General features: G+C 48.6%; 27 protein-coding genes. All 27 read left to right on the forward strand.

Features of this window, described 5'->3' with window-relative positions; translation table 11 throughout:
- Entirely contained in the window at positions 1 to 1,521 is a 1,521-nt protein-coding gene (locus BF9343_RS06730) for a class I SAM-dependent DNA methyltransferase (protein ID WP_010992487.1), read from the forward strand.
- Between the two features lie 15 nt (positions 1,522 to 1,536).
- Positions 1,537 to 2,553 (forward strand): hypothetical protein, encoded by a 1,017-nt coding sequence (locus tag BF9343_RS06735; RefSeq protein WP_010992488.1) that lies wholly within the window; start codon positions 1,537 to 1,539, stop codon positions 2,551 to 2,553.
- The gene (locus BF9343_RS06740; protein ID WP_010992489.1) at positions 2,546 to 2,992 is read left to right on the forward strand and encodes a Fic family protein; all 447 of its coding nucleotides are present in this window, start codon (positions 2,546 to 2,548) and stop codon (positions 2,990 to 2,992) included. Before BF9343_RS06735 ends, BF9343_RS06740 begins: the two co-directional genes overlap by 8 nt.
- Before the next feature lie 26 nt (positions 2,993 to 3,018).
- Positions 3,019 to 4,362 (forward strand): restriction endonuclease subunit S, encoded by a 1,344-nt coding sequence (locus BF9343_RS06745; protein ID WP_010992490.1) that lies wholly within the window; start codon positions 3,019 to 3,021, stop codon positions 4,360 to 4,362.
- Between the two features lie 391 nt (positions 4,363 to 4,753).
- The gene (locus BF9343_RS06750; RefSeq protein WP_024264290.1) at positions 4,754 to 5,071 is read left to right on the forward strand and encodes a hypothetical protein; all 318 of its coding nucleotides are present in this window, start codon (positions 4,754 to 4,756) and stop codon (positions 5,069 to 5,071) included.
- Positions 5,072 to 5,099: 28 nt separating this feature from the next.
- Positions 5,100 to 5,291, forward strand: a complete 192-nt coding sequence (locus tag BF9343_RS06755) for a hypothetical protein (RefSeq protein WP_032573682.1) — start codon at positions 5,100 to 5,102, stop codon at positions 5,289 to 5,291.
- 17 nt (positions 5,292 to 5,308) lie between these two features.
- On the forward strand, positions 5,309 to 5,482 hold the full coding sequence (locus BF9343_RS23610) for a hypothetical protein (protein ID WP_010992492.1): 174 nt from the start codon (positions 5,309 to 5,311) through the stop codon (positions 5,480 to 5,482).
- 147 nt (positions 5,483 to 5,629) lie between these two features.
- Positions 5,630 to 5,809: a hypothetical protein gene (locus BF9343_RS22305; protein WP_077687882.1), complete on the forward strand. Its 180-nt coding sequence runs from the start codon at positions 5,630 to 5,632 to the stop codon at positions 5,807 to 5,809.
- Between the two features lie 57 nt (positions 5,810 to 5,866).
- The gene (locus BF9343_RS06760) at positions 5,867 to 6,364 is read left to right on the forward strand and encodes a DUF4373 domain-containing protein (protein WP_010992493.1); all 498 of its coding nucleotides are present in this window, start codon (positions 5,867 to 5,869) and stop codon (positions 6,362 to 6,364) included.
- Positions 6,365 to 6,402: 38 nt separating this feature from the next.
- Positions 6,403 to 7,512 (forward strand): DUF4373 domain-containing protein, encoded by a 1,110-nt coding sequence (locus BF9343_RS06765; protein WP_010992494.1) that lies wholly within the window; start codon positions 6,403 to 6,405, stop codon positions 7,510 to 7,512.
- Positions 7,513 to 7,531: 19 nt separating this feature from the next.
- The gene (locus tag BF9343_RS06770) at positions 7,532 to 8,089 is read left to right on the forward strand and encodes a hypothetical protein (protein WP_010992495.1); all 558 of its coding nucleotides are present in this window, start codon (positions 7,532 to 7,534) and stop codon (positions 8,087 to 8,089) included.
- A 31-nt stretch (positions 8,090 to 8,120) separates the two neighbouring features.
- Positions 8,121 to 9,026, forward strand: a complete 906-nt coding sequence (locus BF9343_RS06775) for a toprim domain-containing protein (protein WP_032573680.1) — start codon at positions 8,121 to 8,123, stop codon at positions 9,024 to 9,026.
- Positions 9,027 to 9,086: 60 nt separating this feature from the next.
- On the forward strand, positions 9,087 to 9,815 hold the full coding sequence (locus tag BF9343_RS06780) for a DUF2786 domain-containing protein (protein ID WP_010992497.1): 729 nt from the start codon (positions 9,087 to 9,089) through the stop codon (positions 9,813 to 9,815).
- Between the two features lie 131 nt (positions 9,816 to 9,946).
- Positions 9,947 to 10,579 (forward strand): hypothetical protein, encoded by a 633-nt coding sequence (locus tag BF9343_RS06785; RefSeq protein WP_010992498.1) that lies wholly within the window; start codon positions 9,947 to 9,949, stop codon positions 10,577 to 10,579.
- Positions 10,580 to 10,586: 7 nt separating this feature from the next.
- Positions 10,587 to 10,934: a hypothetical protein gene (locus BF9343_RS06790; protein ID WP_010992499.1), complete on the forward strand. Its 348-nt coding sequence runs from the start codon at positions 10,587 to 10,589 to the stop codon at positions 10,932 to 10,934.
- Positions 10,931 to 11,218: a hypothetical protein gene (locus tag BF9343_RS06795; RefSeq protein WP_005797343.1), complete on the forward strand. Its 288-nt coding sequence runs from the start codon at positions 10,931 to 10,933 to the stop codon at positions 11,216 to 11,218. The genes BF9343_RS06790 and BF9343_RS06795 overlap by 4 nt, the downstream gene beginning before the upstream one ends.
- A gap of 566 nt (positions 11,219 to 11,784) precedes the next feature.
- Positions 11,785 to 12,303 (forward strand): hypothetical protein, encoded by a 519-nt coding sequence (locus BF9343_RS06810; protein WP_010992502.1) that lies wholly within the window; start codon positions 11,785 to 11,787, stop codon positions 12,301 to 12,303.
- Positions 12,304 to 12,513: 210 nt separating this feature from the next.
- Positions 12,514 to 12,807 carry a DUF3127 domain-containing protein gene (locus tag BF9343_RS06815; protein WP_010992503.1) on the forward strand — a complete coding sequence of 98 codons (294 nt, stop codon included), beginning with the start codon at positions 12,514 to 12,516 and terminating at the stop codon, positions 12,805 to 12,807.
- A complete protein-coding gene (locus BF9343_RS06820) occupies positions 12,804 to 13,346 on the forward strand; it encodes a DUF3575 domain-containing protein (RefSeq protein ID WP_010992504.1) in 543 nt (180 codons plus the stop codon). Before BF9343_RS06815 ends, BF9343_RS06820 begins: the two co-directional genes overlap by 4 nt.
- A gap of 11 nt (positions 13,347 to 13,357) precedes the next feature.
- Entirely contained in the window at positions 13,358 to 15,421 is a 2,064-nt protein-coding gene (locus tag BF9343_RS06825; protein WP_010992505.1) for a hypothetical protein, read from the forward strand.
- A complete protein-coding gene (locus BF9343_RS06830; protein WP_009292239.1) occupies positions 15,408 to 16,289 on the forward strand; it encodes a hypothetical protein in 882 nt (293 codons plus the stop codon). Before BF9343_RS06825 ends, BF9343_RS06830 begins: the two co-directional genes overlap by 14 nt.
- Positions 16,290 to 16,306: 17 nt before the next feature.
- Positions 16,307 to 17,269, forward strand: a complete 963-nt coding sequence (locus BF9343_RS06835) for a fimbrillin family protein (protein ID WP_005800345.1) — start codon at positions 16,307 to 16,309, stop codon at positions 17,267 to 17,269.
- 50 nt (positions 17,270 to 17,319) lie between these two features.
- Positions 17,320 to 18,924, forward strand: coding sequence for a fimbrillin family protein (locus tag BF9343_RS06840; protein ID WP_005800344.1), 1,605 nt, complete (start codon positions 17,320 to 17,322; stop codon positions 18,922 to 18,924).
- An 18-nt stretch (positions 18,925 to 18,942) separates the two neighbouring features.
- Positions 18,943 to 19,740, forward strand: a complete 798-nt coding sequence (locus BF9343_RS06845; RefSeq protein WP_010992506.1) for a fimbrillin family protein — start codon at positions 18,943 to 18,945, stop codon at positions 19,738 to 19,740.
- A 14-nt stretch (positions 19,741 to 19,754) separates the two neighbouring features.
- Positions 19,755 to 20,063, forward strand: coding sequence for a hypothetical protein (locus BF9343_RS06850; protein ID WP_010992507.1), 309 nt, complete (start codon positions 19,755 to 19,757; stop codon positions 20,061 to 20,063).
- A 306-nt stretch (positions 20,064 to 20,369) separates the two neighbouring features.
- Positions 20,370 to 22,790: a TraG/VirB4 family ATPase gene (locus BF9343_RS06860; protein WP_032556711.1), complete on the forward strand. Its 2,421-nt coding sequence runs from the start codon at positions 20,370 to 20,372 to the stop codon at positions 22,788 to 22,790.
- Between the two features lie 12 nt (positions 22,791 to 22,802).
- Positions 22,803 to 23,324 (forward strand): hypothetical protein, encoded by a 522-nt coding sequence (locus tag BF9343_RS06865; protein ID WP_005818211.1) that lies wholly within the window; start codon positions 22,803 to 22,805, stop codon positions 23,322 to 23,324.
- The last annotated feature ends 2 nt before the right edge of the window (positions 23,325 to 23,326 follow it).

Here is a 23,326-nt window from a genome sequence, read left to right on the forward strand (position 1 = left end):
ATGGCAGTAAATAACATTATAAAGCGAATCCGGAATATCATGCGTCAGGATGCAGGTATCAATGGTGACGCACAGAGAATTGAGCAAATGACTTGGATGATCTTCTTGAAAGTTTACGACACTCAAGAAGAAACATGGGAATACAAAGCATCCAGAGAGAGTAAAACATATCAATCTATTATTCCCAAAGATTTGCGTTGGCGTAATTGGGCGGTAGATGAGAAAGACGGCGAAGCATTAACAGGTGAAGCTCTACTTTCCTTCGTCAATGAAAAGCTATTTCCTGCATTGAAAAATCTTCCCGTAGATGCCAACACACCACGAGCTAAGAGTATTGTCCAGGAAACATTTGCCGATTTGAACCAGTATATGAAGAATGGAACGCTTTTGCGTCAAGTAGTCAATATTGTAAATGAGATTGAATTTGATGATGCTGACGACCGTCACACATTCGGAGATATTTACGAAGGGATATTGAAAGACCTGCAATCGGCAGGGAACGCAGGTGAGTTCTATACTCCACGTGCTTTGACTGATTTTATTGTAATGATGCTTGACCCGAAGTTGGGTGAGACCTTTGGTGACTTTACCAGTGGTACAGGGGGCTTCCTTACCTCTGCCCTCAATTATATGGGAAAGAGTGTACGTTCAGCCGAAGATGGAGAAAAACTGCAAAATGCAGTTGTTGGTCAAGAATGGAAGCCGTTACCCTATCTTTTGAGCATCACAAACTTGCTGCTTCACGATATTGAGGCACCAAACATAGCTAACTGTGATTCGCTTGGAACAAACGTAACGGATTTCAAGGAAACCGATAAGGTTGATGTTATCGGTATGAATCCTCCATACGGAGGCAGTACGGAAGATAGCGTAAAGAACAACTTTCCATTGCGCTACCGTTCAAGTGAAACTGCTGATTTGTTTATCGCACTTATCATGTACCGTCTTAAAGCAGGTGGCAGATGTGGTGTGATTATTCCTGACGGTTTTTTGTTTGGTACGGACGGAGCAAAACTTGCGCTTAAAGAGAATCTTCTACGCAAGTTCAATTTGCATACCATCATTCGTTTGCCGGGTTCTATATTCTCTCCATATACATCTATTGCTACCAATATCCTCTTCTTTAACAATGAAGAAGCAGAGGGTTGTGAAGAAGGATTCAAGACCAAAGAAACATGGTTTTATCGTCTTGATATGCCGGAGGGGTACAAGCACTTCTCAAAAAACAAGCCGATGAAGGTTGAGCACACTCTGCCCATTCAGGAATGGTGGAATGACAGGAAAGAGATTGTCAGTAGTGAAACAGGAGAAAAGAGCCGTGTGTTTACTGCTCAACAGTTGCTTGATTTGAATTGCAATTTTGACCAATGCAAATTTCCGAAGGAAGAAGAAGAGATATTGCCTCCGGCAGAATTGCTCAAACAATATTTTGAGAAACGTGCCGCACTTGACTATGAAATAGACAAAACACTTTCTGAGATTCAAAAGATTCTCGGCATAGATATAAAATCGTGTAACTGATAATTGTAGAGTGATATGAAAGATTTAACAATTTCGAATATTGAAAGACAGAATGTGCTTAACAACCGTTTTGCGGTTAGTAAAGTGCAGAAGCATCTTGATATTGAAGGAATACTCTTTGAGGGGGAATACCGCTTTACAAAAAAAATGGTTGCAGATTTTTATGAAGTAGAAGAGCGGACAATAGAACGCTATTTAGAAAAATATTCAGATGAATTATCGGCTAATGGTTATGTTTTATGTAAGGGTAAACATTTGAAAGAGTTGAAATTACAATTTGCTCCCGTCATAAATGTCGGGAGCAAAACGACTCAGCTCGGATTATTTAATTTCCGCTCATTCTTAAATATGGGTATGCTGCTTACAGAAAGTGAGCAAGCCAAGAAAGTCCGCAGCCTTATTTTGGATTTTGTAATTGTCACTATCAATGAAAAAACGGGTGGTGGAACAAAATACATTAACCGTAGGGATATAAACTATCTTCCTGCTGCAATAACAGAAGAGAATTATCGTAAAAACCTCACTTCCGCCATCAATCAATATGTGGATGGACACCCCACATACAAGTATTCTCAGATTACAGATTTTATCTACAAAGCTGTTTTTAAAGAAAATGCAAAGGAATACAGGGAGATATTGAAGCTCGATTTAAAAGACAATGTCCGGCACACTTTATATGCAGAGGTACTATTGGTTATCTCTTCATTCGAGAATGGCGTGGGTGCAGCCATCAGTGAACGCTTTAAGGAGAATGGCGGTAGAATGCTTACCATATATGAAGTTGAGCATATTGTAGAAGAGCTTGCCGAGCATCCCATGCAAAAGCCTTATCTGAATGATGCCAGAACAAAAATGACATCAAGAGATTTCAGTTTTCGAGAAGCATATCACGGCAATATAGCGGAATACCTGCAAGCTGTCACACCCGAAGAGTTTGAACGGTTCATTGGTGATCAGTCTATTGATTTTGACCATATCTTAGCTGACAACAAAGATGTGCTTAAACGCTTGAAGCAGGCGGAAGATGAGTAAGGAGATTATTTACATAGACTACGATGAAGCTTTAAACATCTATGGCAAAATGATTGATGCCAGCGATGGTGGCTTTGAAGGAGTGCGTGATGAAGGTGGGATACGTGCTGCGCTTGATTTTGTGCAGAATGATTTATACTATCCAACCTTTGCCGACAAGCTAACCTATCTGATGTATAGATTCTGTTCGGGGCACTTCTTCAACGATGGGAATAAGCGTATTGCACTGACTTTGGGTGCATATTTCTTACATAAGAATAACTACTACTGGCAAGCTTGCATTTGTATGCGTACATTGGAGTCTATCATTTATCATGTGGCAGCATCCAATATTGACCAAGATTTGCTGCTACGCATCGTTAATAGCTTTATGATGAGTAAAGACTATGACGAGGAATTAAAAATAGATATAGCCAATGCCATGAGCAAGGGTGAATAAGGAATACAAGAAGAGGATTACGAACAATGAACGGAAAGCAATTAAAGAACAGCATACTCCAATGGGCGATACAGGGAAAACTTGTACAGCAGGACCCTAATGACGAACCGGCATCGGTGCTTTTGGAACATATTAGAGAAGAGAAAGCTAAGCTGGTTAAGGAGAAAAAAATCAAGAAAGATAAGAACGAATCAATCATTTACCGTGGTGACGATAATTCCTATTATGAGAAGATTATTGCTACAGGTGAGGTTAAGTGCATTGATGAGGAGATTCCGTTTGAGATTCCGAATGGATGGGAATGGGAACGGGTGGGTAATATTTTTTTTGTTACGAAGCTGGCTGGATTTGAGTACACAAAGTTTTTTACTAAAGAAGCCATATCTGCATTTAACCCCATTCCAATAGTGCGTGCTCAAAATGTTCGTATGGGATTTTTTGAGGAAAATAAGAATGAAGCTATTTCTGAAATGTTATCAAATCAGTTAAAAAGAAGTGCTTTGAACAAAAAATGTTTGTTAATGACATTTATTGGTGCAGGTATAGGTGATACTTGCATTTTTCCTGCTGAAAGAAAAAATCACTTAGCTCCAAATGTTGCAAAAATAGAACCACTTGATGATAGCATTTTTTTAGATTATGCAGTTTTTGCGCTAATGAGTCCTTGCGGTCAAAGAGGAGTAAATGCAATCAAGAAATCCACAGCTCAACCAAGCCTATCAATGGAGACTATTAGAAAATTGCTGATACCTATTCCACCTTTCAAGGAACAAAAATGTATCTCGTTAAAGTTGTCTGAAGTATTACCATTGGTAGAAAAGTATTCAAAAGTACAAAAAGTACAAAATCAAATAAATGACGAAATCAATATATTGTTATCTAAATCTATTCTTCAAGAAGCTATCAGAGGTAAATTAGTACCACAAATTGCAGAGGAAGGAACTGCTGACAAACTGCTTGCCGAGATTCACAAAGAGAAAGAACGTCTCGTAAAAGAGGGCAAACTAAAGAAGGCAATCTTGACCGATTCCGTTATCTATAAAGGTGACGATAACAAGTATTATGAGAGGGTGGGCAAATCTGAGATTGATATATCAGATGAGATTCCTTTTGAAATTCCACAATCGTGGAGCTGGTGTAGACTTTCAAGTGTTATAACTCTATTGTCTGGTAGGGATTTGACTCCTGACAGGTATAATTCAGAAGAAAATGGAATCCCATACATAACAGGTGCTAGTAACTTCTATAATGGTGTGAGTAGTACCTTAGCCGTATCAAACATTCGTAATCGGACATACACCAATTACGAAGTCTATTTAATAGGTTATGGATACGGAAAATTTAAGGAAAAAATACACTTTATGGAGTAATATCATTGATCTTCGTTCTCGGGGAGTCAATATTACGAGAACAGCAGAGCGTCTTGGTGTTTCCCGCGATACGGTCAAACGTCTGCAGTCTTTGAGTTCCGATGAACTATTCCGGAAGTATCAGGAGTCACGCCGGTGCAAGCTGCAGAATTATGAGCAGGCCGTCGTATCCTTACTCTTCACCTTTCCTTCCACTTCCAGCAGTCGTGTCCACGACTATTTAAAAGAACATTATCCTGATTTTCCAAAAGTCTGTGATAAGACTGTGCACAATTACGTGCAGTTTATCCGGAAGAAACACCATCTTCCATTCCGGTCCTGTCGTTTATGACGGAACCCGAATCTTCGTGTACACATTTTTAATATAGCAAACATTATAGCGGAATATACAATGAATGAAAAAGAAGATTTAGTAAAATGGAAAACGGTCGAGACAATTACTCCCAATTATCCCGATGGTGTAATCTTCATAAAAGAAGACACACCTGTAGAATTTCCGTTAGCTATGGTCGCTTTTCCACTTGGAGGGCATGAGAATGGGACTAAAAAGCAACGAGAGAGAGCTAAGTTAATGGCTGCTGCCCCCGAATTACTGAGAGCATTACAGGGTATGCTGGAACGGTTTGATTATAATGATCAGGCAATTTATTCTTTTGCCACCAAAGAGATTGATGCAGCTAAAGCAGCAATAAAAAAAGCTATAGAGTAACTTTCAAAACGGTACAGAAAGGAACATTATGGAAATATTTAACGAATTCACCCTGCAATGGGAAGAAGTAACCTCTTTAAAAATCAGACGAGGATCTTTGGAACTGTCTGTAAAAGAAGGGTATGGAGGGATAAGCATAAACAAAATATCATGGTCTAAAACGGATGACGGTTCTATGATTATCGTGCCAACAAGCAATAACAAGATAGTAGTCAAATAGCTAATAACCATACAGAAATGAAAACCAAATTTGTAAAAGAGACAGACCGTAAAGGCACTTATATCATTGAAGGTTCATTTGATGGTACTTTCTTTAATATAAAGAGGTTCATTTGTCAAGTTCAAAAACAAGAAACCGAAAAAGAGACGCAAGAATTAGCTGATTTTATTTTATCAAAACTTAATTCCTAACCGAATAGAAATGACTCAGATCCATTTATGTGAGATGTGTAAGTATTGTACACATTCACCTAATCTGTTTCAGCCTTACTATTGGTGTTCGTGGTATGGGAAAGAAGTGAGGATTCCGATTAATAAATGTGATAAAAAGAGCGATTAATGAAAGAATCACATACCGGAATAGGCATTTGCCATTGTCGCCAGTGCCGACTTGATAAGAAACATTGTAATCCATCAGGCAGGAAGCACGCGAAACGTTCAATCAACAAGTTTCGTCGCCGACAACTGAAATCAGAGGTAGTAACAGGGCACAACCGTTTCGGCGGATATTGGGCCTGAACACTCAGAAAGCAGATAAAAAAATGGATGGGCAGACGCAAAAACCAACCTCCCTGAATGGCTATTGAAAATACAGAGGGCTATCCTCTTATTTCATGGAGAGAAACAATAATTAAAACTAAATATATGAATACCCAACGTCAAACCGGTACCTGCCGCTCTCTTTCGGGACATGCACAGCGGCATGGGTGCGAGGTCCGTCCCTCTTATGAGATCAGCACTTCGCAATTTTCTGATATGAAAGTCAGGAGACTGACGCGTACTTACGGATTCGGTGGATACAGCATCTACCGTTATCTGGTGAGTGAGGCCCTCTACAAGGGGGAGTATTTCCTTCCCTGGTGTGAGGAGACCGCGCGTGCGGTTGCCTCTTACTGGAATGCCTCTTTGGAAGACATTACCCGGATCGTGGACGGTTGCGTACAGGTCGGCCTGTTCAATGACGAACTGTACAGGAAGCACGGAGTACTGACTTCGGCCGCCATCCAGCAGGACTACCTCAAGTTATGCGGCATGGGCTATATCCAGGAGGAGTTCGCTCTTTCGGCCAGTTGATTCATAAGGTTATTATCCACTAATAAATACATAAGTTTATGCCAAGAACAGCTAAAAAAGGTTTCACCTATTACGGGTTCGATACCGATCATTTTTATGACCCCAAAGTCAAGAGACTCAAAAATAAATTCGGGATGGAGGGCTGGGCCGTGTTCCATTTCATCGTGAACGAGATCCACCGCGTGGAAGGCTATTACATGATCATGGACTCCGACGGCCTGTTCGACGTCTCGGACTATTCCCGCATGGACGAGCAACGCATCGCGGGTATTGTCGACTATTGCGCCGAGCTGGGGCTTTTCGACAAAGGGCTTTGGCGGAGCCGTCAGGTTCTTACCAGCGAGGAGATACAGAACAGGTATATGGGCATCTGCAAGTCTATCCACCGCAAGCCTTCCATCTCGGATGACTACCTGCTTTTGAACGCGGCTGCCCCGGCCGCCACCTCTTCCCCGCAGGTTGCCGCTCCCTGTCCCGCCACGCATACGGCACCTGTTGCGGAACCCGCGCGGAGTGGCGAAAAAGAGAAGGATACGGAACTGATGCAAGCCATTGCGGATTTTAAACGCAGGCTGCAAGAACCGGAAAGCTCCGCCGGGGTAGTTCGCGAAGAATCGGGAATAATTCGCGAAAATAGACCACAAAATAAAATAAAAGAAAATATATCCTCCCCAAACCCCTCCAGAGAGGGAGGCTACACTCCGGAGAGGGAGGAGGAGAGAAACTCTCTTTCAGGGAAGCTCCAATACCTGGGTGTGGATTCCAACATCATCCAATGGGTACGGCTCCTGAAAAGCCGTTATCCGGATTTCCCTATCGAAAAGGCGATCCGTGACATGGAGCAGAGCAATTTCCAACTGACCAAGGAAAATTACCTGTATCCCCTGATTAAGAACTATATAGCCAAGTATAATGCCGAGCACGGAAGTGAAGAGCGTGCCAGGCAACAGGAGGAGATCCTGCGCACCCGGCGTAAAACCCTCGAGCTCCTGGGCGTTCCGGTGAAGGACCAGCAGGAAATCCTCCAGCTTGCCTCCGTTGCACCCTTGGTACTGGATACAGCTCTGAAGGAGACCTGGGGAAACAAAAAGATCAAAAGCCCCACCATGTTCCTCCTGAGTCGGATGCGGAGGGCTGTCTCAGCATAAATATCAAAAGATTAATCATATGGAATTCAAAGAAATACAAGTCGAAATACTCAGGGGAAGTTGCAACTTTCCTTCCGGAAACATCTATCTGTCGGATGGAAGTCTGGAGAAGGTATGGCAGTCAGTGGTCTGTCAGCCGGACTTTCCGGAATTCTTCACAAGGAACATTCGGGAGTCCGGAGGTGACGAAAGACTTGCCAGGGTATATGCCGTTCTGCGGGTGGATGCAAGGGATACCGGGGACCCGGTAGTCAGTATCAGTTTCTACCGGTACAAGAGTTTATTTCCGGGTTATATTTGCCGGTATGAATATTGTGCCTTTCCCGGGACGGAATTCAGAAATTATCTGGAGGAACTCTTCGGAAAAACGCAGGAATCCGTCTCCCGTGCCATGAAAGAAGGAAGGTACTTCATGTTGGCAGCGATTCTGCTTTTTCTGCTTGCCAGATTTGCTGTTGTCCCGCTTTTCGGGCTCAGTCCGACAATATTCTGGTTGTATGTGCCTTCCATAATGGCATTTTTTACGGCAATGTTTTTATCGCTACAGGTGATTTGTCCTGGAGAGCCTGAAGAGTGAATTCTTTGAGAACTATAACAATTATATGCTTATGACATCACAGGAAGCCAATTCAATCCCCTTGGAAGATATTCTTTCCCGCTACGGTTACGAACCTTCCCGGCGGTACGGGGGATACGACATGTACCGCTCCCCTTTCCGCTGCGACAGCTCTCCGAGCTTCAAGGTTTTCAGGAACGAGAACCGCTGGTATGACTTCGGAGACAGCAGCCACGGCAGGGTTGTGGATCTGGTCATGCGCATCCAGAACTGCTCTTTCCCACAGGCTATGAAAGAGATCGAAGGACTGGGCTTTTCCTCCGGCATGATTCCGCAGCCAAGGCCGGTACCGGTAACGGCGCAGAAAGCCTCCGGGATGACTCTCCTGAAAATCATTCCGGTGGAAAACGGGCATCTGCTTGATTATGCCGCTTCACGGGGCATCGACGCGGATATCGTCCGTGAACACTGCGTGGAGGTGCATTACTGCTTCGAGAAGAATCCCCGCGAGAAATACGCGCTGGGCTTCGCCAACGACCACGGAGGTTTCGAACTGCGTAACAGCATGTTCAAGGGATGTGCCGCCGCCAAGGATATTACCGGCCTGGCCGCAGGCAACAGGTCCTGTGCCGTTTTTGAAGGGTTCTTCGACCTGCTGAGTTTCAAGCAATACGCGAAAGAGCATCCCGAGATGCCGGCACTGGGAAAGCTGGACCTGTGCGTCCTGAATTCCACCTCCATCGTTGAGCGGTCAAAGGATTTTCTTTCAAGGTATGAAAAGGTACACGCTTTCCTGGATAACGATGCTCCGGGACGCGAGGCCCTGAGAAAGATGCGGCATTTCCTTCCCAAGGACACGGTATTGGTGAACGAGGCGGAACGCCTGTATCCGTCATGCAATGACTTCAACGAGTTTTTGCAGAAAATCAAGTGCCCGGCAAGCGGGCGGGAAATGTGAAGAGCCGGAAAACGGAACATTTAACCGGCCGGATTTACGAACCGATAACAAAACAGAATAATGAAACAGGAAAATGACATACCGGACAAGATCCTGGAACGTATCCGGAAACTGATACGCCTGAAGGAATCGACCACCTCGGAAGGCGAGGCCAAAGCTGCCGCCACCCATGTGAAACGGCTTCTGAAGGAATATAACCTTTCCCTGCTTGACGTGAACGAAAAGCGGCCGGAGACGGTGTTTGAAATCAGGGAATCCGGAGCGATCAGCTATAAGGACAGCTTCGGCAACTACTGGAAGCGTGACCTGCTGCGCGTATTGTGCGAATACAATTACTGCCGGATGCTCCGTTACCGGGGAACCACCGACATGCTGATTGTGGGTACGCAGGAGAATATTGCAGCCGTAACCGTGCTGTATGATTATCTACGCACCGCTTTCCGCCGGCTGGCAGATAAAAGGCACATGGAGTATGTATCGACCAAACGGGGATATTACCGTACCGAGAAGTACAGGAAGAAGTATATACGTTCGTACCTCGAAGGCGTGACACCGGGACTAAGAGACCAGTTTGAAGCGCTCCGGTGCGCTCCGGCGGAGGAAGTACGTGAAACCGCCCTGGTGCATTGCCATAACGCTCTTATCGAGAGATACCTGGAAACAATCGGGACGCGCATTGCCAAAGTACAGCCCAGACAGACAAAGACGGACTATTCGGCTTACCACTCCGGAATGGATGACGGACGGAGTATCAGCCTGCACCGGCAAATAAACGGAGGAAATGTATGATGACAGTATGGATACCGCTTACCGTCCTGTATATCCCGGTCATCTTATGGATGGGATACCAAATCAGACATGCCCCCACTGACGTGGAGTTATGGGGCGAAGAAATAGAATAATGCATCAAGTGAACAGGAATGGAAATTACATATAACATACAGACTATTTACACATACCGCAACGAAAACATGCCCGAGGACAGCACGAAAGTGTACAGGTTCTCCCGGAAAGTAAGCCGGCGTATCTGGAAGTATGCCTTGTCAACCCCCGACTTCCGCTCTTTTCTGGAAGCCAAAAGCCGGGAGTGCTCCGATACAATCTCCCGAATGAACCAAGAGCTACGGAACGTAGTGGTCACATTTCATATCTCCTTTAATGGAGATACCCCTTTTGTGGGGAGTGCAGTGTGCTTTTTCAAGACAGTCTCAGGAGGAGAGCTGCGCTGCAGGTACAACCAGTCCATCCTCTTTGAGGAAATACTGCCCGGCGGGAAGTATCTCCGGGACAGTTCCATAGAGGGAATGATCCAAAAGGAAAGACTCGTGAATTCCGTCTTCGGGCTGCTTCTGTTTGCAGTTTCCCTCGTTTCGGTTTTCGGAATATTGACGGCACCCTTTGCGTTTAATCTGAAACGATCCCCTCTTGTGCCGGCCGGATTTACGGTTATCGCAGTCCTGATCTTACTGACGGTCTGTCTGAGACATATAAACCGTAGACGTATCACGCGGAGAATGGAGATACAGGATAAAAGACAGGAACCCATTAAATAACAGCCATATGTATTTCATACATTACATACAGACATACGCATCGGTGAACCGGAAGGGAAGCGAGCTCCAGGAATATGTCTTGCAGCTCAAGGACAGCCTGATAAAGAACAGGGAGGTCCTGGATGACCTGAAAGAGGAGCTCCACTGCCGGATCGTGGAGCTTGACGCCAAGTATCCTCGTACACAACCCCTGCATCTGGATGCGGCAAGCGGCAGGGATAGCATCCAATGGATCATCCACGTGAAAGGCAAGCCGGATAACCTGATATGTATTATTTCGATTACGAAAGTCAGAAACCTGCTGGGAGAAGGAACCGGTTTCTTTCTCGGGGAAAAGACAGGAGGTAAAGAATGAAGGGCACATACTGGTATGCCGTGGACTATGCCGGCACGGGGCATCTTTTTACCTACAAGCCCGAAAGGGATGCGGGGATCTGGAACGGGGAGGAGGCCCTGCAGGTTTCCCAAGGGGCACTCCGGGAGGTATTCCCCAAGATCACCTGGCAGGACTCACCCGTAGTGGTAACACTGGAGGTACTACCCTGTGAGGAGACCTTCCGCCTGCGCCTGTCAAAGAACTGCGGTTATATCCTGAGAAAATATCTCCGTTTCCCCCGGAAAGAAAAAACAAATGATTGAAAAAATGAAGGAACAAGATTGTGACAAAAACAAGGGCATCCCCCGAAAGAAGGGGAACAGCCTCTTTTATAAGATGATTATGAGCCGTAAATGCTTAGGAATATTTTTTTGGATACATGGGACAGTACAGCTTTGCGGATTCGCCGCAAGAGCGGAGGTCCTGTCCTCCACCCCTTCCATAGGAAGCCGGATACTCCTCTTACTGAGTATATGTTTTCCTTTCGTTTATGGCACATACCTGCTTTGTACCAAGGATAGAAACTGATAAGGAATGATTCAAATCCATTTATGTGATACGTGTAAGTTCACCGGATTTATATCAGCCCTACTATTGGTGTTCCTGATATGAAAAAGAAATCAGAGAAGCAAAATATGAATGTGAAAAATATGAATAAAATAAACACAGAAAAATCTCCGGCCATTACGCTTAACAACCGGAGACTACACAAACAAAACAAACAATACATAGCTTTATCTTCCCAGACCAAGCTGACAAAAACATTAAATATTAGGATACAAATATAGATTATAAATTAAATACATGAAGTTAATTAATAAATAAAAAGATGAATATCATAGAAACCATCATTTGTGGCTGCATAGGCGGTTTAACTGTCGTTCTGCCCTACATTATATATATGCGGATAAGAACCCGCAGAAAGCCCGCGACAGCAATAGGCAAGCCAATCGGGGACAGGACAGGTGCGGTCATGCCTGATAAAAAAGAGGATCTTCCGCCGGATGATCTTAAGGCTGATCTATATGCCGAACTAAATGAAGAAGCCGGAAAGGCCGACTACATTCCATATTCTCCCGACAAGCTGATAATCGGGCAATTCGGGAAGGTCATGCACGGTGGCAGGGAGAATCTCATTGAATACGTATTGCTATCCGACCGGTTCCTGAACAGGCAGGAGAGCTTCGAAACCTATTTCTACCCGCTAAGCATCCCAATTTCCTGCGGTTCCTTTCATAAAGAGACCGGAGAAAGGTCAGAGGGTTGCAAGGTTATAGAAATGGAGGTTATCGACGAAGCCAGGGCCCGGGAACGGTACAGGCGTTTTCTGGCCGTATGGAAAGAATAGGCGTGCCGGCCAAATATAAAACAGCGATCTAAAAACCAGTAATATATAGAATCAGGATACCCCTGTTTAAAGTGACACATTCATTCTTTCATCTCAAATAAAACAGTCAGGGTGTATCCTTTCCTTTTCGCAGCCCTGCGGTAAGCTGTGACAGCCTGCCGGAGGGAGTGCGAAAATAAACAGACCATTAAAAACCCAATATTGATAAAAATGGAAATACGAGGAAAAATCATCGCCGTACTTCCCGTCAAGGACGGGATCGGCAAGACTACCGGCAATGAATGGAAAAGCCGGGAATTCGTTCTGGAGACAGAAGAGAGCAAACCGCAGAGCGTATGCCTGCAGCTGATGAACGCCAACATCGAGCGGTACGCCGTCGAGGTAGGTATGACCGTACACGTACGGTTTGACATCTCCGCCCGCCAGTGGGAGAACCGCTGGTTCAATACGCTGACAGCCTGGGAAGTGACTGTCATTAAGCAAAAGGAGGAACAGCCGGCATGAAAAAGAGATCATTTCTTTTGGGAAGCCTGCTTGCCTTCACTCTGGGAGTATCGGCCCAGTCCTATTCCCTGCGTACCAATGTCCTGGGTCTGGCTACGACCAACCTGAACCTGGAGGCATCCATGACCCTGGGCCGTAAATGGTCGCTTCACCTGCCCGTGCAGTATAACCCGTTCCGCTTCAGCAAGAACCGGCAGTTCCGTAACCTATATGTCGCTCCGGGTGTACGCTACTGGCTGCTCGAGAGCTATATGGGGCCATTTATCGGCATGCACGGCACCGCCGGTACATACAGTGTGGGCAACCTCTTCGGCAGCAGGTACCGCTATGAAGGTGAAGGCTACGGTGTGGGCGTGAGCATAGGCAAAGCCTACCAGCTCAGTACGCACTGGAACGTTGAGTGGGAAGTCGGTACCGGTGCGGTATGGCTGGGCCATGACAAGTACCTGTGTAAGCGCTGTGGCGACCTTGTATCCAAAAATTATGGCTGGCATTTCCTTCCCACCCGTGCAGCGGTGAATCTGGTGTACCTGTTCTAACTTTTAAGAAAATGAGAAAGACGAGACGTATCATACCTTTTGTTTTCTGCGGATTACTGATTTCATGCACCACCGAGCGCCGTCTGGCACGCGTACGTATCTCTCAGCCGCAGATGAAGGAGACGGTTGCGGATACCGGCAAACAGCTGCCCGGTCAAATTGCCTGGACGGATGACAAAGGTGAAGAACACCTGGTCAAACAGGTATCCCATGACAGTGTCACGGGCGAAAATATGACCCTGATCGAACTCTCGGAAGTTACTGTCATGGCAAAGAGCAAACAGGTAGCCGAGAGAAACGGAAAGATCAACCTGGACTTTCTCGTAACGGTTCCCGGTGAGCTGATCAACAACAAGTGGCAGGTCCAGCTCACTCCCGTAGCCTATAAACCGTCCGACACCCTGTACCTGGACAAGATCTTCCTTTCAGGGGCCGACTTTGCCAAAATGCAGGAAAAAGGGTACATGCGTTACCGGGCCTTTATGAACTCCATCATACCCGACAGCCTGTATATGCAGAAACTGCTCGACAGCAAAGGCTACAAGAAGGCACTGGCCGAGCTGGAGGAGGAATACTTCCAGGCCTGGAAGCACGAGGTCATCGCCAAGGAGCGCTGGGTCGACTGGTCAGACAAGACCAATGCCCGGTTCGCACTGTTCAACTACAAGATGGAACGTAACCGGCAGGCCATTGCCGGATACAATTCCATCCTGGAGTACCTTCCCGCCTATTGGATGCGCCGGGAAATAGACGGCAAATACATTCCTTCCAAATGGAAGATGTTTGCCGAAGGTAATTATAAAATCCGCACGAGAAGCATCACCCCGGAAGATTCGGCGGCCATAACGGAACGCTTTACCGATTACAAGAAGATAGCCGAGAACCAGAAAAGAAAGGAGCAAGCCAGTGAGGTCTATGAAAAGTATGTGCGGTTTCCTTATGAACCCGCACGCCTGGATACGGTCATCAGGCAAGGCAGCAACTTCGTGTATTATTACAAGCAGGAGCTTCCCGCCACCGAAAACACGAAGAAGATAGAGCTGACGCTTGACGGACAGATCCTCTCCAGGGACGAGGTACGGACCCAGCTTCCGCCATCGGACACGATCACCTATTATATCTCCAGCATGGTGCAGTTCCTCGACCGCACGCCGCGTTACAGGAAGAAGATCATCACCCGCAAGGATGAAGTCAGCCTGCGGGCCTATGTGACCTATAAGAGCGGAAGTACCGGGTTCGATGAAAAGACCGGGAACAACAAGGCTGAGATCGACAAGGTGTTCGAGACCATCCGTGGAATCAATTATACGGGAGAGTTCCTCATAGACAGCATCCGCATGACGGCCACTTCATCCCCCGAGGGCAGTTCCGAAATGAACCTTTTCCTTTCCAGGGAACGTGCGCTGGCACTGAAGAAATACCTTGCTGCACGCACGGAAGACCGGGAAGGGGTCGATACGCTTTTCCGCCCGCGCTGGACCGGTGAGGATTGGAGCAGGCTGCACGAACTGGTCCTTTCAGATGACAGCCTGGCAAACAAGGCCGGCATTTTACGTATCCTGAAAGAGACGAAGAATCCCGACAGCCGGGAACATGCCCTGCGCGAATATGCTTCCGACTACAAACGCATCCGGGAAAGGTATTATCCGCTGCTGCGCTGTGTGGAATTCAATTTCCACCTCCACCGCCGGGATATGATCCAGGATACGATTGTGATGCCGGTCATCGACAGTACCTACATGCACGCGGTCAGCCTGATCGAGAACAGGCAATACAAGCAGGCGCTGTCCATGCTGGAAGAGTCCTACGGGGAGGACTACAATACGGCGGTCTGCCTGATGTCCTTAGGCTATGACAGCCGTGCCCTGGATGTCATGCTCAAACAGCCGGATACCTCTGACAGGAACTACCTGCTCTCTATCCTCTACAGCCGTCTGGGACGGGAGAAAGAAGCCCTGAAGATGTATGTCAGGTCCTGTGACCAGGATGACTCCAAGATCTGGAGGGGCAAGCTCGATCCGGAGATCAACAAACTGATAGTAACTTATAATTTATATAAAGATGAACTATACTAACAGATTCATATCTTTTACAGTCCTTGCGGCCGTTCTCAGCGGCTGCGAGTTCAACGAGGATTTCTGTATCAGGAACGGGGAGCTGGTCGCCTGGTGTGATTTCAGCGGGATCCGGGAAACACCTCCCGTACCGGAGGAAAGGCACATCATAGCATTCCCTTCCGGTATGGATATTCCTTCCGGGGAACAGATGACATTTACGCAGGATACCCTGCGCCAAAGCATTCCACAGGGTGAATACCAATTCCTATTTTATACCGGGAATTATGAAGTGAGCGACATCCGGGATTATCACGAGGCCCGCCTTATGGCACGGACAGATACTCTGGAGGGCGAGGTATACATTTCCGGCGTGCAGAAGTTCTGCTGTTCGGCCGGTTTCAGCCAGCGCCTGGAGTACCAGAGGCCCAAGCGCGTTCCCATAACACCGTCCGCATTCGTCCAACGGCTGAATATCCAGATCAACGTCTCGGGTAATATCACTCCCCTGGCCGGCCTGCAAGGTACCCTCACCGGTATTTCCACCGGCCGGTACCTTGTCTCCCGGGAAAGGACAGGAAACGCAAGTGTCACAAGCCTGTTCTCGCGTAAACCGGAAACCGACCGGTGGAAGACAAGCCTGTACGCTTTCGGGTTCAACCCCGCAGCGGAGAATATCCTTTCGGTAAAGATTGAAATGGACGGGAAGGATTCGGTATTCAACGAAGAGCAGAAGGTGGACCTGACCCCGTATCTCCGGGGATTTGACAGCGATGAACTTTCTCTGGAACTGGACCTGCACATCGGCAAGGAACTGACCATAGGAGAACCGGTTGTCATTCCGGATTGGGAGGATATCCCGGAAACAGAATTACCAAACTATAATTAATTATTTATTTTTTTCAGATGAAAATGAAAACAAGTTTTTTTCTTTCAGCGGTAATGGCCGCAGGCCTGCTGGCTTCATGCAGCAACAGTGAAGAAATTTTTAATGGGCAAGTGACGGACGGCGAGCATTCGGGGGCACAGCTGAATATCGTACCTACCGTAAGTTCCGAAAGCACCGAAACAAGGGCCGGTTTCGATCCCAAGACAGATTGGGCGGCAGGCGACGCGCTGGGCCTGTTCATGTACAAGTCCAGCGGCTGGGGAGACGCCTACCCGCGTTATGATGCCCAGAACAACAAGTCGACCAGGCAGGCGAACGGCTGGTCACAGGCCAGCCCGGTGTACCTGCTGGTAGACAAGGCCACCATATGGGCCTATTATCCGTATAACCAGGCCGTGACGGACGGTACCAAAATACCGGTTCCTATCAATGTTGGTACCTCCGTTGATTACATGTGGGGCAAAAGCACTAACCAGGTATCCGTAATCGAGACCGATGCCAGGATTCCGATGAAGCATGCGCTTTCACAGTTTGTCGTGCGGCTGAAAGTTTCACCCGAGTACCATAACGACGGAAACCTGACCTCGGCCAAACTCAAGGCGACAGGTGCCAAGTTCGCCACTACCGGAACCATGAACCTGAACGACGGGGGAAAAATTACGTTCCAACCTACCAGCACGGAGCTGACCTGGAGCCCGAACACGACCGTTCCGGCACAGGGACAGCAGGCGGTGGATTATGCCGCAGCCATTTATCCGATGACGCTGGCCGCGGGCGAGGTGTCGCTTGAAGTGGTGATCGACGGTGCAACCTATACCTATGCCATCCCGCAAATCACCTGGGAGGCGGGAAAGAGATACATCTACTCGATCACCATGCGTTCCAACGATGCGGAGATCGGAGGAGAGAACGGACAGTCGGTAACCATAGAAGGCTGGACTTCCACTGAAGAAGACATCACCCTTGTTCCGGTCAAATAGATTACTAACCCGCGGGGGAGCCTTCCGGTTCCCCCATAAAAAAGAGAATAATGGTAAGAGCAATAACAACGATTGTCTGCAGTCTCCTTCTGCTGTTGTCCTTTTCCTGCAGCCGGGAAGATACCGGGCCGCAGGAAACCATTCCGGGCAGCGGGATCGTGACATTTACCGCCATGACCGGGCAAGGGGAAACGCGGAGCAGCCAGGAAGGCAGTTTCGAGACAGGCGATGCCATAGGCGTATTCGCCATCGAACCGAAGACCGGCGTGTACTGGGCGGTGAACAACAAGTATACGTATGACGGACAGAAATTCAAGCCGGAGGCGGAAGCGGACAATATCATAGTAACGGTAGGAACCGACTTTGATTTTTATGTGTATTACCCTTTCAAGACAGGGCAGACCGATATAACCGGGATCTCCCATACCGCCGGCAACCAGAACGAAAAGGCGGGCTGGATTTCCGCGGACTTCATGACAGCGACCTATACCGATCCTATCCGGGACTACACGGTCCCACTGAATTTCAAACACAGGATGTCGACCGTAGAGGTCAGGATCGATAGAAATGACGGTGTGAGGGAAGCCACGATGGAGAATGTGAAACGTACAAGCCGTTTCAATCTTCTTACCGGGGGAATCAGCACGGATGAAAGCAAGGGAAACTGTACGATGTACAAGTACTCGGAGGCGGGAGGAACCACAGTGTTTCGGGTAACCATCCCCGCACAAAGGCTTACGACCTCCTCCAACTATGTGTCCCTTACGGGAACCACTCCCATAAAGCTACGCGGAACCTCCGACATGGTTACCGAAGAGGGGAAAATACATAATTACCGGATGGACTACAAAAAACAGGTCACCATCCTGGATTATGCACCCGGAGGAACCACCACAGGTGCGGGACTGTACAATACGGGAAGTAACTGTACGGTGTCGGCGAGCGTGAAGCCGGGCTATGAGTTTGCCGGCTGGTATGAAGGGGGAAGGATTGTATCCGGTACCGCACAATACAGCTTTGAGGTGCTTGCGGACCGTACCCTCGAGCCCAAATACCGGAATTACGGATCCTGGAGAGTTACCCTGACGGCCAATCCTTCCGCCATTTCTTGGAAAGGGGGGACTTCGACGCTCAGTGCGGGCGCCTCACGGGACGTATTCGTCAATGGGGTTAAAGAGACTCTCCAGGGAGGCTCACCCTCTATCAGCGGAGGTACGGAGGGATTTTTCCTTTCAGGTAATACGGTGAGCGTATCGGAGAACAATACGGCATCCACGCGCAGCTGCGTATTTACGGCAAGTCATGGCGGTAGTTCCGCAACGGTCACCATCAGTCAGGAAGCAGCTCCGGTCAGCTACTATTTCAGCTATGGGGACGGAAGCACGACCCACAGTGAACGCGTGGAAGCAGGCTCAGGCTCATTTACATTGAGCATTACAAGCTATAAGATAGCGGGTAACAGCCGGAAGGACCTTTCCTGGAGCGCATCGGGTGACAGCTGGATTCACGTATCGGGAAGCTCGGTCAGCTATGACGAGAATCCGACCAAGGAGATCCGCAGCGGAAGCGTGACCCTTACACAGGCGGAAAGCGGAAAGACACTGACACTGACCGTCAGACAGAAGGGTAAAACTTCAATTGATATCAATCCTTAATTAAACGAATAGCAAAAAATGAAAATAAAAGTGTATAAACACATAGTCATGTTTCTTTTGCCGGCGGCCCTTACGGGCTGTTCCGGCAAAGAAGATTCCCTCCCCGGGACAGGAGAGGTGGGACTTGAGATAGAAAACTGTTTCAGCCGCAGTGCCGGTACGGATACGGGCCATGTTCCGGTAAAGGACTTCGGCATGGCGCTGCTCGATGAAACGGGAGGCTCATATACCGGTGTCAGCAATCCGCTGCATGTGACCTATGGGGAGAGCTGGAATTTTCCGCAGGTGACGCTTACCCAGAAAACCTGCCGGCTGTTCGCTTTCTCCCCGTTCCGGAGTATCCCGGGAAAGGAAGTGGCTGTCAGCCTGAGTCCCCAGACGGATTACCTGGCATCGGATGAAGTGCGTCTGGACTGGCAGAACCGCCGGGCGAGTATCGAAATGAAGCACCTGCTCTCCCTGCTGGCCTTTACCGTGGACGGGAGCCGGGCGTGCAGCCTGAATGTGGAAGCCGTACCGACAGAGGCCACATACGACCTTACAGGCGGTACATTGTCCGTAAACGAGGGAAGCGGCACCGTTTCTTCCAAGGAGAACATCCTGCTGCTCCTGCCAGGCAGGCTTGAAGAGAGGAAAGCGCAGATCCGCTACCTGGACCGGACCTATGACTGGTATCTTCCGGCAAACACCTTTGAAGCCGGTAAAAGATACGATTACGCGTTGACCCTGAGCAAGGAAGGGGTACTCATGCTCTCCGGTGTGAGTGCCCGTCCCTGGGAAACGGGAGGAGACTATACCGGAACCATACAACCCTAAAATAAGCAACCATCATGAAAAGAAAATTTCTACTGTCCGCTTTTTTATTTGCGTCCACCCTGCGCGGATATGCACAGGATGCCCGCGGCGCGATGAACCAGATCCTGGACGGTTACACCCTGCCGATTTTTTTGGCCTGTATGCTTGTGGGGCTTGCCTTAGGGGTGGTCCAGCAGTTGGATAACATCATCGACAAGGAGAACCGGGGAACACGCAGGGACGGCCTGTTTGCCCTGGGCTGGTATGTGGGTTTCTCCCTGCTTGCGGGAGTCGTGATAACAGCGGCCAAAGCCGCGATATCCGGCATTAAACTGACCATATGAGGTACACTGTCAGGAAAGGACTGGAAAGCCCCTGCATGATACGGGGCTTCCTTTCATCGGACTACTGGATTTTTGTGGGATGCTGTGCCGCCGCGCTTGTCCTGCTTTTCCTGAGTGTCCGTACAGGCATCATGACCGGTGACTGGACCCTGACGTTACTGGTCCTTTCGGTCTCGCTGCCGCTGCTGCCGGTACTGGGGCACAAACTCAGGAAAAAGGCACGGCCAACGAAATTCAGGGAATCGAAGTACGGCATGACCGTGAGTAACTTAACCATAAACAGACAACTTCTGAAGAAGAAACAAGATGAAAGAGGAAGAGGCATACAGCATACTTGACATTATCAGCGAGTCCGATGGACAAAGCGTGATCCTGACCCGGAGCGGCAGCATATGTATCCCGTTCGAGCTCCGGCAGCCGGAGTGCTATTCCCTTTCCCCGGAAGAGATCGACGAAAGGGACGGGATGTACCGGGAAGCCTTCAGGCACATGCCCGACGGTACCTACGTACACAAACAGGACGTGTTCCTTAAAAAAGAGTACCACCCGGGCAAAGGCACCGGCTCTTTCCTGGACCGTGCCGACGCGCGCCACTTTGAAGGACGCCTGTACATCGACCACACCTGTATCCTGCACTTTGTACTTGCAGGGCTGAAAAGCCTGGAAAAGGCGTATGTATCCTCACCCCTGGCCTATAAGGAACATCTGCACAGGGAAGACTACAGAAAGCTGGAAGCCTTTCTCGAAGGGGTGGACAATGCGGTGAGCATCCTGCAGAACATGCGCGGGAACTCGGTGCTGCCCATGTCCTGTGAAGGGATATCCGGATTCACCCGCGCATACTCCGGCCTGTTCGGTGATACGGACGCCGTGGTGGATATACACGTCGACGGGAGCCTGCATGTGGGAAAGAACCATGCGCGCTGCTATGCGGTGTGCGACGAGACCTTCCTTCCGGAAGGAAACATCGAGTCCTATGTCAGGGACGAGTCGCTGCCACCGGCCGCTTCACAACTGTACCATCCCCTGATGGAACAGTTAGGCATGTACCTTCCCTACAACCACATCGTCAACCAGGTCATCTATTTCGAGGGAAACGAGAGGCTGCGCTCCCGGATCGCACGCAACATAGACATTTACGGGAGCAATTCTTCCATGAACAAGGGCATCGAAAGGGAATTTAAAGAGCTGGACAAGCTCCAGACAGAGATCCTCGAGGAGAACCAGATGCTGGTGCGCTCCTTCTTTTCGGTCTGTGTCTTCGACGGGTCGGATACCGAACTGGAGAAGGCTGACAAAAGGATCAGGGAAATATTGAACCTGAACCGGTTCAAATATTACATACCGGGCTACGGGAACCTGGCAAGGATGCACTTCGCCTGTGTCCCCGGACAGATCAGCCTGATGCCGGTGGAATATCTTTTCCTCACCACCCTGCCCATAGCGCTCTGTTTCTTTCTCCAGTGCAGCAAGTTCAGCAATGACGCCGAAGGGATCTACGTGCATGACAGGATGTACCAGGTGCCCCTGCGAAAGGATATCTGGGACGCGGCGAAAAAAAGGGTGAATGCCCGAAACGGGATGGTCATTGCCGGCACGGGCGGGGGAAAATCAGCCTTCACCCTGAATTTTACGCAGCAGCTGATCGAGCAGGACTATACGACCATCGTCGTGGAGTTCGGAAACTCATTCAGCCAGCTGTGCAAGCTCTATCCGGATATCTCCCTGCATGTGGACTATGACGGCAAGACTCCCCTGGGGATCAACCCGTTTGACCTGCAGGGAGGGGAACCGGACAATAATGACCTGGAAACGCTCTCCGGCATCGTACAGCGATACTGGAAGCACATGTTCACCAAGGACGAGTCGGAGAAGGAAGTCGCCCTGACACGGTTTATCCAGGACTATTACGAACATGTCCGGCAAGGGCATAACTTTGAGAGTTTCTATAATTACGTCATAGACAATTACAATGAGATCCTCGAGAGAAAACATATCCCCGGTACGTATTTCACCATTGAGTCTTTCAAACTGAACTGCGGGGAATTCATGCCCGGGCAGCGGTATGAGAATGTCTGCAAGGATATGAAGATCGATTTCTCCGGAAAGAAGTTCATCGTGTTCGAGCTTACGCGGATCAAGCAGGACAGGTTCCTTTCAAACCTGGTCATGAGCATGATATTCACCGTCATCCAGAAAAAGCTGCTCAGTGACAGGAGAAAGCGCGGCATACTGATTTTCGACGAGTATGCCGAAACCGCGCAGATGGTGGATACGGCCACAGGCAGCGGCATACACAGCTCCGTGGCCTTCTGCTACCAGAAGATCCGCAAGGAGAACGGGGCCGTATATACCATTGTACAGACCCCTGACCAGCTGCCCGATGACGAGAACACGAAAAACATCATCGGCAACACGGACATGCTGTTCGTATTGCCTACCAAGGAGGTCATCTACCGGAGCATCATTGACAAATTCAAGCTGACGCAGGCCGGGCAGATAGCCCTGATGAAATCCATGCGGAACAACTTCTCCTGTTCCCGTCCCTACTCGGAATGCTTCATGCGCATGGGTGAGAATTACGCGACGGTTACCCGCCTGGAGTTCTCCAGGGAGAAGTTCCTCGCTTTCCAGACGGAAGGCGAGATCTGGTCGGACCTCGAGGACAAAACCGGCAGCGGAAAGTCCATGCAGGAGGCCATCGAAGAATATATAAACGAACATTAAAACAAGAAACGTATGAAGAAATTATTTTTATCCTTAATCGTGATGATGACGGCAGCCACCGCATCGGCACAATGGGCCGTGACGGATGCCGGCAATTTAAGCCAGAACCTTAAGAACTTCAAGGAACTGCAAAAGCAGGTCGGTTACCTTCAGCAGCAGAAGAAGCTGCTGGACGAGAGCCTGGACATGATGCGCAAGGTCAACTCCGTGGTGTCGGACTGTGAGACGACCCGGTATATTATCGAACGCCAGGCAAGGCTCTCCCAAAAATGCGTCGATCTGCTCAGCGGGAAGCAGCTGAACTCCTCGACACTGCAGACACTCACCGGCAGTATTGAACAGATCATGGCCGGTAACAGGCGCCTGATACAGCTGTCGAGAACGATCCTCTCCACAAGCGTGAGGATGAATGACGCCGAGCGGTTGTCCACCCTGCAGAACATAGAGAAACAGACCCTTGAGGAGGAAAGGAAAATAGCCAGGATCTCCCAGGTAATAAACCAGTACGAACGGCTCAAAAGGGCATTGAGGTAAGA

It is taken from the genome of Bacteroides fragilis NCTC 9343, from assembly GCF_000025985.1.
GTDB classification, from domain to species: Bacteria; Bacteroidota; Bacteroidia; order Bacteroidales; family Bacteroidaceae; genus Bacteroides; species Bacteroides fragilis.